The sequence below is a fragment of the uncultured Fibrella sp. genome, from assembly GCF_964250085.1.
Lineage (GTDB): Bacteria > Bacteroidota > Bacteroidia > Cytophagales > Spirosomataceae > Fibrella.
In genome coordinates this window covers 602,135-617,473 of record NZ_CAXUEC010000003.1, presented here as the reverse complement: position 1 = coordinate 617,473, position 15,339 = coordinate 602,135, and the positions used below count along the sequence as shown (strand labels likewise).

The window sequence follows — 15,339 nt, the reverse complement described above, 5'->3', positions numbered from 1 at the left end:
CAGACAGCAACTCACCGACCGGGTGAAATCGACTTGCTCTAAATTGGCCAAACAAAGCGGGTGCCAGCTTGTTAGGCCCTTACCATCAGTGTCTTGCCTGCGTTTATGAAGACTACACGAATTGCGTATCTGGGTACGTTGCTCTGGTTGACGATACGGTATACGTCGGCCTCTGCTCAACCGCTGGCACCCGGCTTCGACAAGGCTGAGTATATCGAACTGCTGAAGATTTCGGCGCAGTTTGGTGATTCTACCTACGTCGCCAGTTTTCCAAAACCGCAACGGTTTACGGCGGTTTACCGTTCGCCCGTAGTTGGTCTCGACAATCGCTGGGATCTGTGGACCGATACTGGCAAAACGGCAGTCATCAGTCTACGCGGAACGACCGCCAATAGTGTGAGCTGGCTGAGCAATTTCTACGCCGCTATGGTGCCCGCCAAAGGAGAGCTGCAATTGGCTGATAACGAAGTATTTCCGTACCATCTGGCCGATAATCCAAGGGCGGCTGTGCATGTAGGCTGGCTGGTTAGTACCGCGTTCCTAACCAACGATATTCTGCCTAAAATTGACTCGTGTTACCGGAAAAGTATAAAAGATATGCTCATTATGGGTCATAGTCAAGGAGGTGCCATTGCGTTTCTGCTCACGGCTCACCTGTATGCCTTACAACGACAGGGAAAGCTACCGGCCAACATTCGGTTCAAGACATACTGCAGCGCAGGCCCTAAACCGGGAAACCTATACTTTGCCTATGCGTATGAAGCCATGACACAGGGCGGCTGGGCCTATAACGTCGTTAACTCAGCCGATTGGGTGCCGGAAGTGCCTTTCTCTATTCAGACGGTCAACGATATGAACGTGACAAACCCGTTTGCCGGGGCTGATCAGGTCATAAAAAAGCAATCGTTTTTGAAGCGGATCGTGTTCCGAAAAGTTTATAATGACCTGAGTAAACCAGCGCTGAAGGCCCAGAAGAATTATCAGAAGTATCTGGGGAAAGTAGCTTCAAATACAGTGAAGAAAAACCTGAACGGCTACGTACCACCTGACTACTACAATAGTAACCATTATGTGCGAACGGGCACAACTATTGTTTTGCTGGCCGATTCAGCCTATTACCGCCGTTACCCTGATAGTCAGGAAAAGCTATTTGTTCATCATTTTCATCCGCCTTACCTCTACCTGACAGAGAATAACCTGGCCGCATTGGGTCAGGCAACGGCTGTACAGTCAGTGTCTTCGCTGGATGGCTCCTGGGAGCTGAGCTATCTGGCGGCTACTGGAACTGATCTCGCCACCCTTTACCCGAACAACAAACCGACCCTGACCATTGACGAGAGTAATCAGCGGATTACCGGGTCGACGGGATGCAATTCGTTTACTGGTCCCTTCTCAACTGCTGCAACGGGTTTTGCTTTTCCAGAGGCGGCGGCCATGACGCGGATGATGTGCTCCGGCAACGGCGAACAGGCATTTTTGTCGACCATCAAACGGGCGAATCGATACGCGATCAGCGGCGATACGCTGACGTTGTTGGCGGATGATGTGGCCGTAATGCGGTTTGCCCGGAAGTAGCTGAACGTACCTGGGTTGGTGTACACCAACCCAGGTACGTTCAGCTACTTCTCAGTTGCCACCGCTACTTTCACGACTGACTGCGACACGTATTCGATCAGGTCGGCAACAAGCCCCGTCCAGCCGGTTTGGTGATTGGCACCCAGACCGCTACCGTTATCTCCATTGAAGTATTCGTAAAACAGCAGCAACCCTTTGAAATGCGGGTCGCTGCTGAACCGGTTCAGGTCGCCCATCGCCGGTACGTTACCCGCTGCGTCGACCCGGAAAAGGCTGATGAGCCGTTCGGCCACCTGCAACGCGGCATCTTTGATGCTCATAACCTGCCCTGAATGCGTGGGGTATTCTACCTCATAATCGTCGCCGTAATACTGGTAAAATTTCAGTAGCGAGTCGACAAGCAGGAAATTGAGTGGGAACCAGATGGGGCCGCGCCAGTTGGAGTTGCCGCCGAAAATGCTCGTTTCCGACTCGGCAGGTACGTATTTCACGCGCAGCAATTCGCCGTTCATGTGCAACTCGTACGGCTGCTTTTCGTGGAACTTCGACAGGGCCCGAATGCCGTAGTCAGACAGGAATTCGGTTTCATCGAACATGCGGCGCATCAGCATTTTCATCCGGTGTCCCCGCAGCAGACTCAGCAGGTGGGTCGATCCTTTACCGGGTTCGTGCCAGCGCGACACCAGCGAGGCCAGATCGGGCCGGTTGGTCAGTACCCATTCCAGGCGGCGGCGAAAATCGGGAAGTTTCGACAGCAATTCGTCGTCGATGATTTCTACGGCAAACAGCGGAATAAGCCCCACCATCGACCGGATTTTCAGTAGTCGGGCCTGTTTGTCAGGCGTATGCAGGATGTCGTAGTAAAATTGGTCCTGCTCGTCCCACAGGCTGATGTGTTGTTTGCCGAGGTTGTTCATCGCCGAAGCGATGTGGAGGAAGTGCTCGAAAAACTTGCTGGCCATGTCCTGGTAGGAGGGGCGCACCAACGAAATTTCAAGCGCTATGCGGAGCATATTCAGTGTGTACATCGCCATCCAGCCCGTACCGTCGGCCTGTTCAATGCGCCCACCCATCGGCAAAGGCTGGCTCCGGTCAAATACCCCAATGTTGTCGAGGCCGAGGAAACCGCCGCCGAAGATGTTGTTGCCTTCGACGTCTTTGCGGTTTACCCACCAGGTGAAGTTCAGCAGCAGCTTATGGAATACCCGTTCCAGGAAGTTTACGTCGCCCACGCCGTTCATCTGCTTGTCGATCTCGTACACTTTCCAGGTCGCCCAGGCATGAACGGGTGGGTTCACATCCGAGAAATTCCATTCGTAGGCGGGAATCTGTCCGTTGGGGTGCATGTAGTACTCACGCAGGATAACGGCCAGTTGCCGTTTGGCAAAGTGCGGGTCGAGGCGGGCGAGTGTGAGGGTATGGAAGGCCAGATCCCAGGCCGCAAACCAGGGGTATTCCCACTTGTCGGGCATACTCAGGATATTGGCCGTGTACATATGCCGCCACGATTCATTCCGGGCATACACGCGTCCCTGAAACGGAATGGGCATTTTTGGGTCGCCCTTCAGCCATTCGTTGACGTTGTAGTAGTAAAACTGCTTGCTCCAGAGCATACCCGCGTAGGCCTGCCGCTGAATGTTGGCCAGTTCCGGGCTGGCATTGGGGCCGGTAACCGTCGACGCCTGTAACTGCTGATAAAACCCATCGGCTTCGGTATGACGCAACGCAAAAAGCTGGTCGAAATCGGCAAATGGCTGGGTCTGGTGCGTCTGGTCGCTGAACCGCAGCCGGATGCTGACGCTACCACCCGCAGGTACGTTGCGCGTGTAGCGAGCCGAAGCTTTGGTACCAATCCGGTTCGGATTAACGTACTCTGGCTTACCCGTGACAATGTAATTGTTGATGCTGTCTTTCGGGTAGGGCGTCGTGTTAGGGCGACCGTAGAGCCGTTCGGTATTCGTTTCGTTTTCGCAGAAAACAAGTTCGTCGGCTTCGTCGCAGTACAGTTTGTATTTGCCTAACTGCTTGTGATTCACTTCGATCTGGCTGGTCGAAATGCCTGTTAGCATGGGCCGGGTGCTGTATTGCTCGTACCCCCACGACCAGGTGTTGCGGAACCAGATGGTTGGCAGGAGGGTAAGTGGAGCGTCAACCGCGCCCCGGTTGTGGGCCGTCACCTTCACCAGCCAGTCGTTCTGATCGGCTTTGGCGTACTCGATCTCAATGTCGAAATACTCGTTTTCGTCGAAAATACCGGTGTCGTGCAGTTCGTATTCTGGTTCCTGCCGCGACCGGCGCATCGTTTCGATCACCAGTTTATTGTACGGAAACTCCTGCTGCGGGTATTTGTACAGCATTTTCATGTACGAGTGCGTGGGCGTACTGTCCAGGTAATAGTACAGTTCCTTCACGTCTTCGCCGTGGTTTCCTTCCGGCCCGGTCAGGCCAAAAAAGCGTTCTTTCAGAATATTATCGCGGTGGTTCCAGAAAGCCAGTGCAAAGCAGACATGCCCTTTATTATCGGAAATACCACCGATGCCTTCTTCGCCCCAGCGGTATGCTTTGGAGCGGGCCATCTCGTGGCTAACATGATTCCAGGCATCACCATAAGGGCTATAATCTTCACGGACAGTGCCCCAGGCGCGGTCGGATAGGTAAGGTCCCCACTTTTTCCAGCCTTTATTATCGGCCCGGTCATATATACGTAATTTCTCAGCTTCGGCAGGCATACAGACTCCTGAATATCGGTCGGTTTAGTTTGTCGCGACAGATCAAGACCTAAAAATAAGGCTATCCATATATACTGGCTAAATTTCCCGGAAAAGTCATAGAAAAGGGTCCTGATTTCATTTAAACGTGTCTGTTGGCGGTGAAAATGAATCAGTTAGTCGTTTATTTCTATAGATTATGATTAATAAGTAATACGATGGTTGGGTCGGTGGAGCAACTGGCGGTGTTCGGTTTAGGTAAGTCATCGCTTGCCGGGATGGGGTACTCTGATGAGTAAAAGCCGATGCCCGGACTTATTCTTCTGTTTATCGACCAACCAGGTCAAGTGTATGAAAGTAAAAATTGCTGACGCCTAGTCGAAAGGCCTCGCGTCAGCAATTTTTACTTTCATACACTTGACCTAAATATCGTTCAGATAGCCTATGAAATCCATTTTTTTAGCCACCACGGGCGCTTTGCTGTTCTCGGGTTGGTTCATGTCAGCGAACAGGTCGTTATCGACGGCAGCAGCATTACAAAGAGAAAGTAGACCTGCGCCGGTACGTCCCAGAAACATTATCTACATTCTGGCCGATGATCATCGCTATGACTTTATGGGGTTTACCGGAAAGGTAGCTGGCCTGAAAACGCCTAGTCTGGATCGGCTGGCAAACGAAGGGGTTCATGTTCGGAATGCGTTTGTCAGCACGGCCCTCTGCTCGCCCAGCCGGGCCAGCATTCTGAGCGGGCAGTATGCACATACGCACAAGGTGGTCGACAATTTTGCGCCACTGACGCCCGGCCTGCGGTTTTTCCCACAGTATTTGCAAAAAGCAGGGTACAAAACGGCGTTTCTGGGCAAGTGGCACATGGGTAACACCGACGATGCGCCGCAGCCCGGTTTCGACTACTGGCTGAGTTTCAAGGGACAGGGCGTATACTATAACCCTACATTCAATATCAACGGCAAACGGGTCAGTTACTCCGATAGCAGCTATACCACTGATCTGCTGACCGATTATGCGCTCAAATGGCTTGGCTCGCTCGACAAATCGAAGCCTTTCTGCCTGTACCTCTCGCACAAGGCTGTTCATGCTGAGTTTCAACCTGCCAAACGGCATCGCGGCCTGTACCGGAATATGCCGATCAATTACCCACAGACGATGTACTTGACGGCCACTGATACCAGTAAAGTTTGGGGGCCGAAACCTGCTGTCAACCCGGAAGTTGGCCCGTTAAAAACAAACATGGCCGACATGCCCAACTGGGTAAAGAATCAGCGGTATAGCTGGCACGGCGTCGATTACATGTACGACGGGCAGATCGGCTTCAACGATTTCTATCGGCAGTATTGCGAAACGCTGATGGGCGTTGACGATAGCGTTGGGCGGGTGCTGAACTGGCTCGAAGCGAATGGGCAGCTAGAGAATACGCTGGTCGTTTACATGGGCGATAACGGGTTCAGTTTCGGTGAACATGGTCTGATCGATAAGCGGCATATGTATGAAGAGTCGATGCGGGTGCCGTTGCTGGTGCGCTGCCCGGCACTGGTAAAAGCGGGAACGAAACTGGACCAGGTGATCCAGAACGTGGATATTGCGCCAACCTTACTGGCCTACGCGGGCGTTGCCAAACCGGCTCAGATGCAGGGAAACTCCTTTCTGCCGTTACTTAAAGGCCAACCGATTCCCTGGCGGGAAGAGGCGTTTTACGAATACTACTGGGAAGCCGATTTTCCGCAAACGCCCACTATGTTCGGCATACGGACAGACCGATATAAGTACATTTTCAACCACGGCGTCTGGGATGCCAACGAACTCTACGATCTGAAAAATGACCCGCAGGAAGTAAATAACCTGATTCGAAGTCCTGATCATCAGACTATTGCCAAGAATATGAAAAGCCGGGTATTCGATTGGCTCGAATCAACGGGTGGCCTGCAAATTCCGCTGCACCCCATCCGCCAGAAACGAAACGATCACCGGTATAAAGGGGTGTATTAGGGGATTGGTTAGTTGGGGATTAGGTGACTGGGGGATTGGGTAAATGCGGAGCCACCAATAACCAAGTCAACTAACCCCCAGTTAACCATCAAATCAGTGTGCTACCAGCCAGTTTTCGCCGAAACCGACGCCGGTTTCCATTGCTACGGCCATTGGAATGGCCGTTTTCATGATGTGATCGACGTTTTCTTTCAGGTAGTCGAGCTCTGATTTATGGGCGTCGAAAACCAGTTCGTCATGCACGGTCAGAATCATTTTTGATTTCAACCGTTCGCGGCTCATAAACTCGTGAATCCGGATCATGGCGATCTTCAGCATGTCGGCGGCACTGCCCTGAATGGGGGCGTTTACGGCGTTACGCTCAGCAAACATCCGGTCGGTAATATTGCGCGAGTTGATGTCGCGGAGGTAGCGGCGGCGACCCAGAATTGTTTCGGCATAGCCACAGGTACGTGCCTTGTCGATGCTCTGATCCATGTAGGCTTTCACCGCCGAAAACTCCTGAAAATATTCTTCGATGATCTGGCCGGCTTCCTTCCGGGGAATCTTTAACCGTTGCGACAGGCCAAACGACGAAATGCCGTAGATGATGCCAAAGTTGATGGTTTTGGCTTTCCGGCGCATCTCGGTCGTTACGTCGGCGATAGGTACGTGGAAAACTTTGCTGGCCGTTTGGGTGTGAATGTCGATGTGGTTGTTAAACGCGTCGAGCATGGTCTGGTCACCGCTGAAGGCCGCCATGATCCGTAGTTCGATCTGCGAATAGTCGGCCGACATGATCAGGAATTCATCGGAGCGGGGCACAAACGCTTTCCTGATCTCCTGCCCACGCGGGGTACGTATCGGAATATTCTGCAAGTTCGGGTTCGTCGATGACAACCGTCCCGTCGACGCAACCGCCTGATTGAACGACGTGTGGACGCGGCCTGTTCGTGGCGAAATCAGCAGCGGCAAGGCATCGACGTAGGTATTCTTCAGTTTGATGAGTTCGCGGTAGTCGAGAATTTTGCCGATGATCGGGTTTTCGGCTTCCAGTTTCGAAAGCACTTCTTCGCCGGTAGCATACTGGCCTGTTTTGGTCTTTTTGGCGTTTTTGTCGAGGTTCAGCTTATCGAACAAAATCTCACCAAGTTGCTTGGGCGACCCGATATTGAAGGCTCCACCGGCGATCTCGTAAATTTCGCTCTGCACCTGCTTCATATCGATGTCCAGCGTTGACGAAAGCTCGGCCAGGGCGGTGGTGTCGAGTGTGACGCCTTCCAGTTCGATATCGGCCAACACCTGTACGAGGGGCATTTCTACCTGATCGAACAGTTTGTGGAGATTGTCTTTGTTGAGCATGGGCGCGAAGGTGTCGCGCAGTTGCAAGGTCACGTCGGCATCTTCCCCGGCATATTCAACCACGCGCTGAATATCTACATCGCGCATGGTGAGCTGCCCTTTTCCTTTCTTGCCAATCAGTGATTCGATGGCCACAGGCTGGTAATTGAGATACACCTCGGCCATCACATCCATGTTGTGGCGTTGCTCCGGCTCGATCAGGTAATGGGCCAGCATGGTATCGAATAGCGGACCACGTACCTGGACGCCGTATTTCTTTAGCATCAGCAGGTCATACTTCAGGTTCTGCCCTATTTTTTCGATTGATTCATCATCGAAAAAAGGCTTGAACTGGTCTACAACAGCCTGTGCATCAGCTCGGTCGGTCGGTACAGGTACGTAGAACGCTTCCCCTTTTTTATAGGAAAACGAAAGGCCAACCAGGTCGGCTTCGACCGGGTCGATGGCCGTGGTTTCGGAGTCGAAACATACGCTGGTTTGCTGGCGCAGGTACGTTACCAGGCTGTCGCGCAGTTCGGGCGTATCGACCAGCCGGTAGTCGTGAATAACCGAATTGATGGTCTTCCGGCGTTCGGTCGAAAAGGTGTTGTCGATCTCGGATTCGTGCGCATCGTCGCCCCAGTTTGCCGAATCTGTGGCGGCAGGTATATCAGTACCGGGCGCGTCTTCGGCCGATGCTGTATTGGTTACCGCGTCGGGGGTAGCTGCTTCTCCTGATGCCGAGGGCACGGTGACGGGCGTGGCTTTTTTAGCGCGGCCTTTTTTCGCCAGTTCGGTCGTTGGGGCCGGGCTATCGCCAAACAGAAACGGCAGGTCATCGGCACCGCTCGGGGTTGAGGCTGCACCCGTCGATGGCATGGGCATGAAAGCGGGCGACGGGTCGAAAAGGCCCATCTGGCCGTTGCCCGATTTGGTAAATTCGCTCTTGAGTGGCGTCGGGGTATCGCCCAGCAGGCGCGTTTTCATCTGCCTGAACTCCAGCTCATCGAGCAGTGCCGCCAGCTTTGGTTTGTCATACTCGTTATGCACCAGCGCCGCCTCGTCGAACTCGATGGGCACCTCCATGTGAATGGTTGCCAGCTCTTTAGAAAGCAGGCCCTGCTGACCGTACTGCACCACATTCTCTTTCAGCTTACCCTTCAACTGATCGGCGTTGGCAATCAGATTTTCAACGCTGCCAAACTCGGCGATCAGTTTCTGGGCCGTTTTTTCGCCAATACCCGGAATGCCCGGAATATTATCGACGGCGTCGCCAACCAGCCCCAGCATATCCACCACCTGACTTATTTTCTCGATACCCCAGCGATCGCAAATCTCTTTAACTCCCAGCTTTTCGGCGGCTTTACCCATAAAAGCGGGTTTGTAGATGAAGACACAATCATTGACGAGCTGCCCGTAATCTTTATCGGGCGTCATCATGTAGGTGTCAAATTCGCCCGTTGCGCAGGCCCGATGGGCGAGCGTTCCGATGATGTCGTCGGCTTCGTATCCCGGCATAATCAGCATCGGGATATTCATGGCCTCAATAATTTGCTTGATGTAGGGAATGGCCACCGAAATATCTTCGGGCTGCGACTGGCGCGTGGCTTTGTACATGGGAAACTGTTCGTGCCGGAAGGTCTTCTTCGAGTGGTCGAACGCAACGCCGATATGGGTTGGTTTTTCTTTCTGAAGTACCTCCATCATCGAGTTCATAAACCCGAAAATGGCACTGGTATTAACGCCTTTGCTGGAGATCCTGGGGTTCTTGTTGAAGGCAAAATGGGCCCGGTAGATCAACGCCAGTGCGTCTAAAAGGAATAGTTTCTTCTGTGGTTTTGCCATTATAAAAGTCAGTTGTGCGAACCGCCACGCGGCCATTACCTATCATTGTCGACATTCGGTGCCCGACACGCCGGATGGCACATAGGACTACAAATGACCACAAATGATAGCTACTTAACAACAGACAGGGACGTGTTTTGATTCGTATTTTCCCCGGATTAGCCCAGCAAAAAGCCCCGGTCCAGCCCGCGTGCTACTAAAGGTAACAACGCAGAGCCGGACCGGGGTTAGCTTGATATAAGCCTGAATTAGTTACCTCATGGAGGCGGCAACAGCACGCGATTGATGACGTGAATTACGGCGTTGGTCGAGAGGTTGTTGGCCGAGACAACCGAAGATGCGTTAGCGCCGTTACCCTGTCCGGTCACTGTAACACCGGTACCTGCTACGTTGATGCGTACGGTGGGGCCAAGCAGGGTAGCGGGTGTAGTACCATCGGTAAGTTGAGTAGAGAAAACCCGACCCGGCACAACATGATAAGAAAGCACACGCGCCAGCACAGTCGGGTCAGCAGCACTAATGGCCGAAGATGAGAGACCCGCCGCGATGAACGCTTCGTTGGTTGGAGCAAATACGGTTGCGGCCGTCGTTGATTGTAAGGCAGTTACAACACCTGCTCCGGCACGCGTAACCGCTTGTGCCAACAGGCTAAAACTTTGCGGATTCGCAATGACTGTTGCTACAACGTCGCCACCTGGCGGAATAAGCACACCGTTAATGACATGGACCACTCCATTATCGGCCGCTACATCGGCGGTGGTAACAGTGCGGCCGTTCACAGAAATGGTGTTATTTATCTTACTGACGTACAGCGTACCGTTGGTCGTTAGCAGCGATTGAACGGCAGTGTTCTGGGCGGCAGGTACGTTAGCGGCCGGAATACGGCTGCCAACAACGTGGTACTGAAGAATTCTGGTCAAGTCGGCTACGGGTGCTGCGTTGATGGCAGCCACATCGGCATAACCAGCGGCTTTGAAGGCATCATCAGTCGGCGCAAAAACCGTGATCGAACCGGTGCGTAATTGATCGGCTAAACCAGCGCGTTGAACAGCGGCGCGCAGAAGTGTAAAATTGCTGTTGGTAAGAACAATGTCGGTGACTGTATTTGTCGTAGCTGGGTTATCGTCTTTTTTACACGACGTAAACAGAACTGAAGAGAGCACAAGGCAAACACCGAGCAGTATTCGCCAGGATTGATTTGAAACATGCATGTCGAACTGTGTTAACAAGTGAGAATTAAGACAGATGTCTATGTCAGACACGATTCAAAACGTCGGCCAGTTCATTTTGTTTAATCATTTTTATAAAAGGCTCCACAAAGTTACTGTTTTTATTGTACCGACGTTTTTGCTGACTACACAAGTCAGCAAAAAGCCGATCGATGGCCACCCACCTGGTAGCATCGACCGGCTTTGCGATCTTTTTCTGATACGTTAGAAAGCGTAGTTGGCTGGTTAGCAGTTATGCCATGTTCTGGAGATATGGCATAACTGTTAACCAGCCAATCACGCTTTCTGGTAGGAGGCGCGGAGGGTAACGATATCGCCACCTTTATAGCTGCCGTCGTTTATCTTTTTGACCAGCATTTCCAACTGCGAATGGGCCCAGTCAGGAATGAACTTATCGGGGGTGTCGATGAAAACGCGGGGGTAATTGTAGAGGTCGCGACCCAGTCCAAACTGGACGGCGCACCGCTTCATGGCGTCGGAGATACCACCTTTCACCGGCTCAATGTCGGTACGGCTGGCGCCATCCGTTTTCGATAGAATCTGAACGGGGCTGGTGTGCGTGGCGGGAACGGTGACGGTGATCTTGCAAAGGAAGCCGCCCTGAATTTCCGTGATCTCATTCTGCCAGCCAAACCAGCCAAACTGCCGGTCGAATCGGTCCATGACACAGCGGTTGGTGATGTAGGGAACCACGATCAGTTTGCCGGTTTTGGTCTGCATCTGAACACGCCACTCAATCTCGTCGGGTTGAATAGGCTGGGTTAATTTGTCTAGTGTATTTGCTGTTTGTTCCATGCTTTTAAAACAAAAAAAAGGCCTGTTTCATTCGTTAAAAGGGGGGAATGGGTTCAAGGTTCAATGTCTAAAGTTCAATGTCTAAAGGCTCCGCTCATCCTGACATCTAATGAGCGGAGCCTTTAGACATTGAACTTTAAACTTTACTCCACAATGATCTCGTCCACGGCCAGTGAGGCGGGTTTTCCCGATCGCTCATTGTCTTCAGTTGCAGGTACGTTGCCATAATTTTTGATGGTCACGCGGACGTACCTGGCGCGGGCTGTTTTGAAGTCAGCAACGATCGGTACAATGCGCCAGGGGCCTTCCAACGGCTCGTTAATGGGCTGAGCAAGAGCCTCTTTGAATGAATCGCCTTCTTTCGACAGGGCCACTTCCACCGATTGAGGCGGCATGATGCCAAACATCACTTTCTTGAGAAACGAAGCCGTTACTTTGGTTACCGGCTTCACCTCGCCCAGGTCGATAGTCAGGGTAATATCATTGCCACTGTAAACCTGCACCCAGGGGCGATCGTCGCGGGGGCTGGCGGCTACCTGTCCGTCGGTGAGGCGTTTCCGGTCGGTGTCGGCGGCTTCTGCTTTAGGGGTGGCGTAGGTATACGGTTTGCCCTTGGCGCGGTGGATGTAAAACGTTTCGGCGTAAGGTTTATCGTTGGCCGGAATAGTCACGGCTTTAATCGTGGTCGTCTTCGTCAGCGTAATGGGGGCGATGTATTCGGTGGCAGCGGCTGTGGCGTCGCGGCCGTTGGTGGTGAAGAAAATCTTGCCGTCTGAATCCAGCTTGCTGAGACGTACCTGCAACTGTCGGTCTGCCGAATTACCCTCTCCCGTAAACTGGGTTTCCGACCGAATATCGAGCAGTCGTTTGGCATAATTGATACCCAGTCGGTCAAAGCGTTTGAGATGATTTTTCAGCCGGGCCGCAAAATCTTCGAAATTTCGGGGGCCAGCGGGCATCCAGCCAATTTCGGCCAGGGCCACGGCGCGCGGATACACCATGTATTCAACCTCGGCGGGCGTATGGATATATTCTGTCCAGAGATTGCCCTGTACGCCCAATATGTATTTCTGCTCATCGGCGCTGAGTTCCGACGGCGTTGGGTCATAGCTATAGACCTTTTCGATGGGCAGGTAACCGCCGATTGACAAGGGTTCGGTGGCCGGGTCGGCCTGGTATTTGTCGAGGTAACAGTACGCGCCGGGGGTCATTATAACGGTATGCTTCTGTTTCGCTGCTTCAATGCCGCCCGCAGTCCCACGCCAGCTCATAACCGTGGCGTTTGGGGCTAAGCCCCCCTCCAGAATTTCATCCCAGCCGATGATAGCGCGTCCCTTGCTATTGACAAACTTCTCGACCCGCTGAATGACGTAGCTCTGTAGCTCGTCTTCGTTTTTTAGCTTCAGTTTTTTGATCAGGTCCTGACAGAAAGCGCTCTGTTTCCAGGCATCTTTCGGGCATTCGTCGCCGCCAATGTGAATGTATTTGCCGGGGAAAAGGCCCATCACTTCCGTCAGCACATCCTGAAAGAAGGTGAATGTTTTTTCGCTCGGGCAGTACACGTCGCGAATTACGCCCCAGCGCGTGCCTACCTGATAGCCTTTGGCGGGGTCGCACCCGAGTTCGGGATAAGCCGCCAGCGCCGCCAGTCCGTGGCCGGGTAGTTCAATTTCGGGCACGATCGTTACGTGGCGGGCCGCTGCATACCGAACAATATCCTTGATCTGTTCCTGCGTGTAAAATCCGCTATGGGGCTTACCGTCATACTGTTGCGGATAGTTTTCGGCGTAATGACCAACGAGCGTCTGTTTCCGGGTCGACCCTATCTGGGTGAGTTTAGGGTATTTTTTGATCTCGATCCGCCAGCCCTGATCGTCGGTCAGGTGCCAGTGGAAGGTGTTCATCTTATGCATGGCCAGCAGATCGATGAACCGCTTCACGAAGGGGGCGGGCATAAAATGGCGGCTCACATCGAGCATCAGCCCACGGTATGAATAGCGGGGCCGGTCGAGCAGATCGCAGGCAGGCATCGACCAGTTGGCCGATTCGGCGCGGGTTGCTCCGTAAATGTCGGCGGGCAGCAACTGCATCAGGGTCTGCACGCCGTAGAAGTATCCTTTCGGGGTTTCGGCACCCAGCCGCACTCCATCGGGTGTTACGCGAAGGGTGTATCCTTCCGGGCCACAGCGACCAGCCGTGTGTTTCTCAAAAATAATATGTTTCCCTTTAGCCAGTGTCGGCGTCGATGGGGTCACGGCAACGGGCAATCCGCTGGTCAGTTTTAACTGGCTGGCCAGCAACTGAGCCGCCGCTAGCTGAGCCGGATCTTTAGCCGCCGTCAGAATCCGGGTGGTGGCCGTTACCGTAAACCGACCGGGCAGGCCCGTGAAGCGGGCCGGAAAAGGAATTAGATTGTATTCATTATCAGTAGATTGGCCAAAGGCGATAGGCTGAGTAAGCAGGTAGCAGATGAATAAACTGGCAGCGAGAAAGCGAGGCATGGAATAGGGGAAAGAAGGTGAAGCTATTAAATGAGTTCGGCTACCAGTCGGCCCGATTGCATGGCCGCATTCAGCGAAGGGTAAGCCGTTTGGTCGCCGCATTGATACAGATGCTCGGCCAGGCGGAGGGGGCGGTGTTGTGCATCGGGGCCGTAGGTGGGCAAGGCTTCGGGCAGGTGATCGGTTTGCAAATGACGCCAGCCCTGCACCGACTCCCCAAACCAGCCCGTCAGTTCGGAACGTACCTGTCGGGCCAGGGCGTCGGCATCAACCTGAACGAGGCCTTGTGTGCTAACCGAAACCAACAGTTGATCGGCCGGTGCACAGGCGGGCGCAACGTCGGTCAGAATAGCCAGGTTATGAACAGATGACGACCGTTTCGTATTCAGCATCAAGAGCTTATCGGCTTTTAAGCTCGCGGGCCGGTCAGCGGCGGGGGCGGAAAAATACGTGCAGGTGGTGTGGTTGAACCGGGTGCTGTTCGGCTCTTCGTTGCCCATCAATCGGGCGGCTGAACGGGCATCGACGGCAAGTACAATGGCCTCGGCTGCGATGGATTCACCCGAAGCCAGGTGCACCGTTTTGCCTTCCAGTCGATCAACGGGCGTGTTCAGGCGGATGGCGTCGCCGGGCAGGCGACTGGCCAGTTGTTTAGGTATTTCACCAATGCCCAACGCAGGAATGGCGGCATCGCCCAGAAAGAAGTTTTTGAAACAGAACTCGAAGAAGTTGCTCGACGTGGTCAGGTCGTCTTCTAAAAAAACACCCCCGAAAAACGGCCGGAAAAAGCGTTCGATGATCTGTTCAGAAAAGCCGAAATCACGCAGGTACGTTGCTGTTGTCACGGCTGGCTGCGTAAATAACTCGCTGGTCGACAGTGACTGTACGCGCCGGATCAGGTCGGCCACGAGTAATTTATCCGACAGCGTACCCACGGGTGAGAACAGCGTTTGAAACACACTGAGTGGTTCGCTGAACGGATTGAGGAGTTTCATCCAGTTACCGCCCGACGGTTCGTCGTGGTGAATGGCTGCCCCGGACCGAAACCGTTGCAGGTCCAACGCCGTATAATTAAGTAGCCGCTGGGCTTCGGGGTAGGCGGTGAGTAGAATCTGAAAGCCCCGATCGAGCCGGAACCCATCGACGATATCGGTACGAACCCGGCCTCCAGGTACGTCCTGAGCGTCGACCAGTAATATGTCGCGGCCTCGCTGATACAGGTAGTTGGCGCAGGTCAGGCCGGCCATACCGGCACCAATAATGACAATAGGCATAGAATTAGGTATAGATTGGGAAGCCTTTGGCAAAGAAACGCGTTCTTCTACATAGATGCATGGTGAAAGTTGACGAATAACCCGAACA

8 protein-coding genes are annotated in these 15,339 nt (G+C 53.3%); 2 read left to right on the top strand and 6 right to left on the bottom strand.

From position 1 onward, the window contains the following. Positions 1–105: 105 nt before the first annotated feature. Positions 106–1,575, top strand: coding sequence for an META domain-containing protein (locus tag ACFE8Q_RS12050; protein WP_375445645.1), 1,470 nt, complete (start codon positions 106–108; stop codon positions 1,573–1,575). 44 nt (positions 1,576–1,619) lie between these two features. Here ACFE8Q_RS12050 and ACFE8Q_RS12045 read toward each other — a convergent pair whose 3' ends face one another. Next, positions 1,620–4,304: a glucosidase gene (locus ACFE8Q_RS12045; RefSeq protein WP_375445644.1), complete on the bottom strand. Its 2,685-nt coding sequence runs from the start codon at positions 4,302–4,304 to the stop codon at positions 1,620–1,622. A 423-nt stretch (positions 4,305–4,727) separates the two neighbouring features. On the opposite strand from ACFE8Q_RS12045, the gene ACFE8Q_RS12040 reads away from it, so the two are divergent. Continuing rightward, on the top strand, positions 4,728–6,287 hold the full coding sequence (locus tag ACFE8Q_RS12040) for a sulfatase (protein WP_375445643.1): 1,560 nt from the start codon (positions 4,728–4,730) through the stop codon (positions 6,285–6,287). A gap of 93 nt (positions 6,288–6,380) precedes the next feature. On the opposite strand, the gene polA is transcribed toward ACFE8Q_RS12040, so the two are convergent. The 5 genes from polA to ACFE8Q_RS12015 form a co-directional block, all read right to left on the bottom strand. Next, positions 6,381–9,452 (bottom strand): DNA polymerase I, encoded by a 3,072-nt coding sequence (polA, locus tag ACFE8Q_RS12035; protein ID WP_375445642.1) that lies wholly within the window; start codon positions 9,450–9,452, stop codon positions 6,381–6,383. Between the two features lie 257 nt (positions 9,453–9,709). Next, complete coding sequence (locus ACFE8Q_RS12030) at positions 9,710–10,615, bottom strand: fasciclin domain-containing protein (protein WP_375445641.1); 906 nt, start codon at positions 10,613–10,615, stop codon at positions 9,710–9,712. Positions 10,616–10,957: 342 nt separating this feature from the next. Further along, positions 10,958–11,476 carry a Rad52/Rad22 family DNA repair protein gene (locus ACFE8Q_RS12025; RefSeq protein WP_375445640.1) on the bottom strand — a complete coding sequence of 173 codons (519 nt, stop codon included), beginning with the start codon at positions 11,474–11,476 and terminating at the stop codon, positions 10,958–10,960. A gap of 143 nt (positions 11,477–11,619) precedes the next feature. Beyond that, on the bottom strand, positions 11,620–13,977 hold the full coding sequence (locus ACFE8Q_RS12020; protein ID WP_375445639.1) for a family 20 glycosylhydrolase: 2,358 nt from the start codon (positions 13,975–13,977) through the stop codon (positions 11,620–11,622). Between the two features lie 26 nt (positions 13,978–14,003). Beyond that, entirely contained in the window at positions 14,004–15,251 is a 1,248-nt protein-coding gene (locus ACFE8Q_RS12015; RefSeq protein WP_375445638.1) for a protoporphyrinogen/coproporphyrinogen oxidase, read from the bottom strand. Between the last annotated feature and the right edge of the window lie 88 nt (positions 15,252–15,339).

Coding starts and splice junctions, on each gene's coding strand:
- ACFE8Q_RS12050 (WP_375445645.1), top strand. CDS start 106: ATGAAGACTACACGAATTGCGTATCTGGGTACGTTGCTCTGGTTGACG.
- ACFE8Q_RS12045 (WP_375445644.1), bottom strand. CDS start 4,304: ATGCCTGCCGAAGCTGAGAAATTACGTATATATGACCGGGCCGATAAT.
- ACFE8Q_RS12040 (WP_375445643.1), top strand. CDS start 4,728: ATGAAATCCATTTTTTTAGCCACCACGGGCGCTTTGCTGTTCTCGGGT.
- polA (WP_375445642.1), bottom strand. CDS start 9,452: ATGGCAAAACCACAGAAGAAACTATTCCTTTTAGACGCACTGGCGTTG.
- ACFE8Q_RS12025 (WP_375445640.1), bottom strand. CDS start 11,476: ATGGAACAAACAGCAAATACACTAGACAAATTAACCCAGCCTATTCAA.
- ACFE8Q_RS12020 (WP_375445639.1), bottom strand. CDS start 13,977: ATGCCTCGCTTTCTCGCTGCCAGTTTATTCATCTGCTACCTGCTTACT.
- ACFE8Q_RS12015 (WP_375445638.1), bottom strand. CDS start 15,251: ATGCCTATTGTCATTATTGGTGCCGGTATGGCCGGCCTGACCTGCGCC.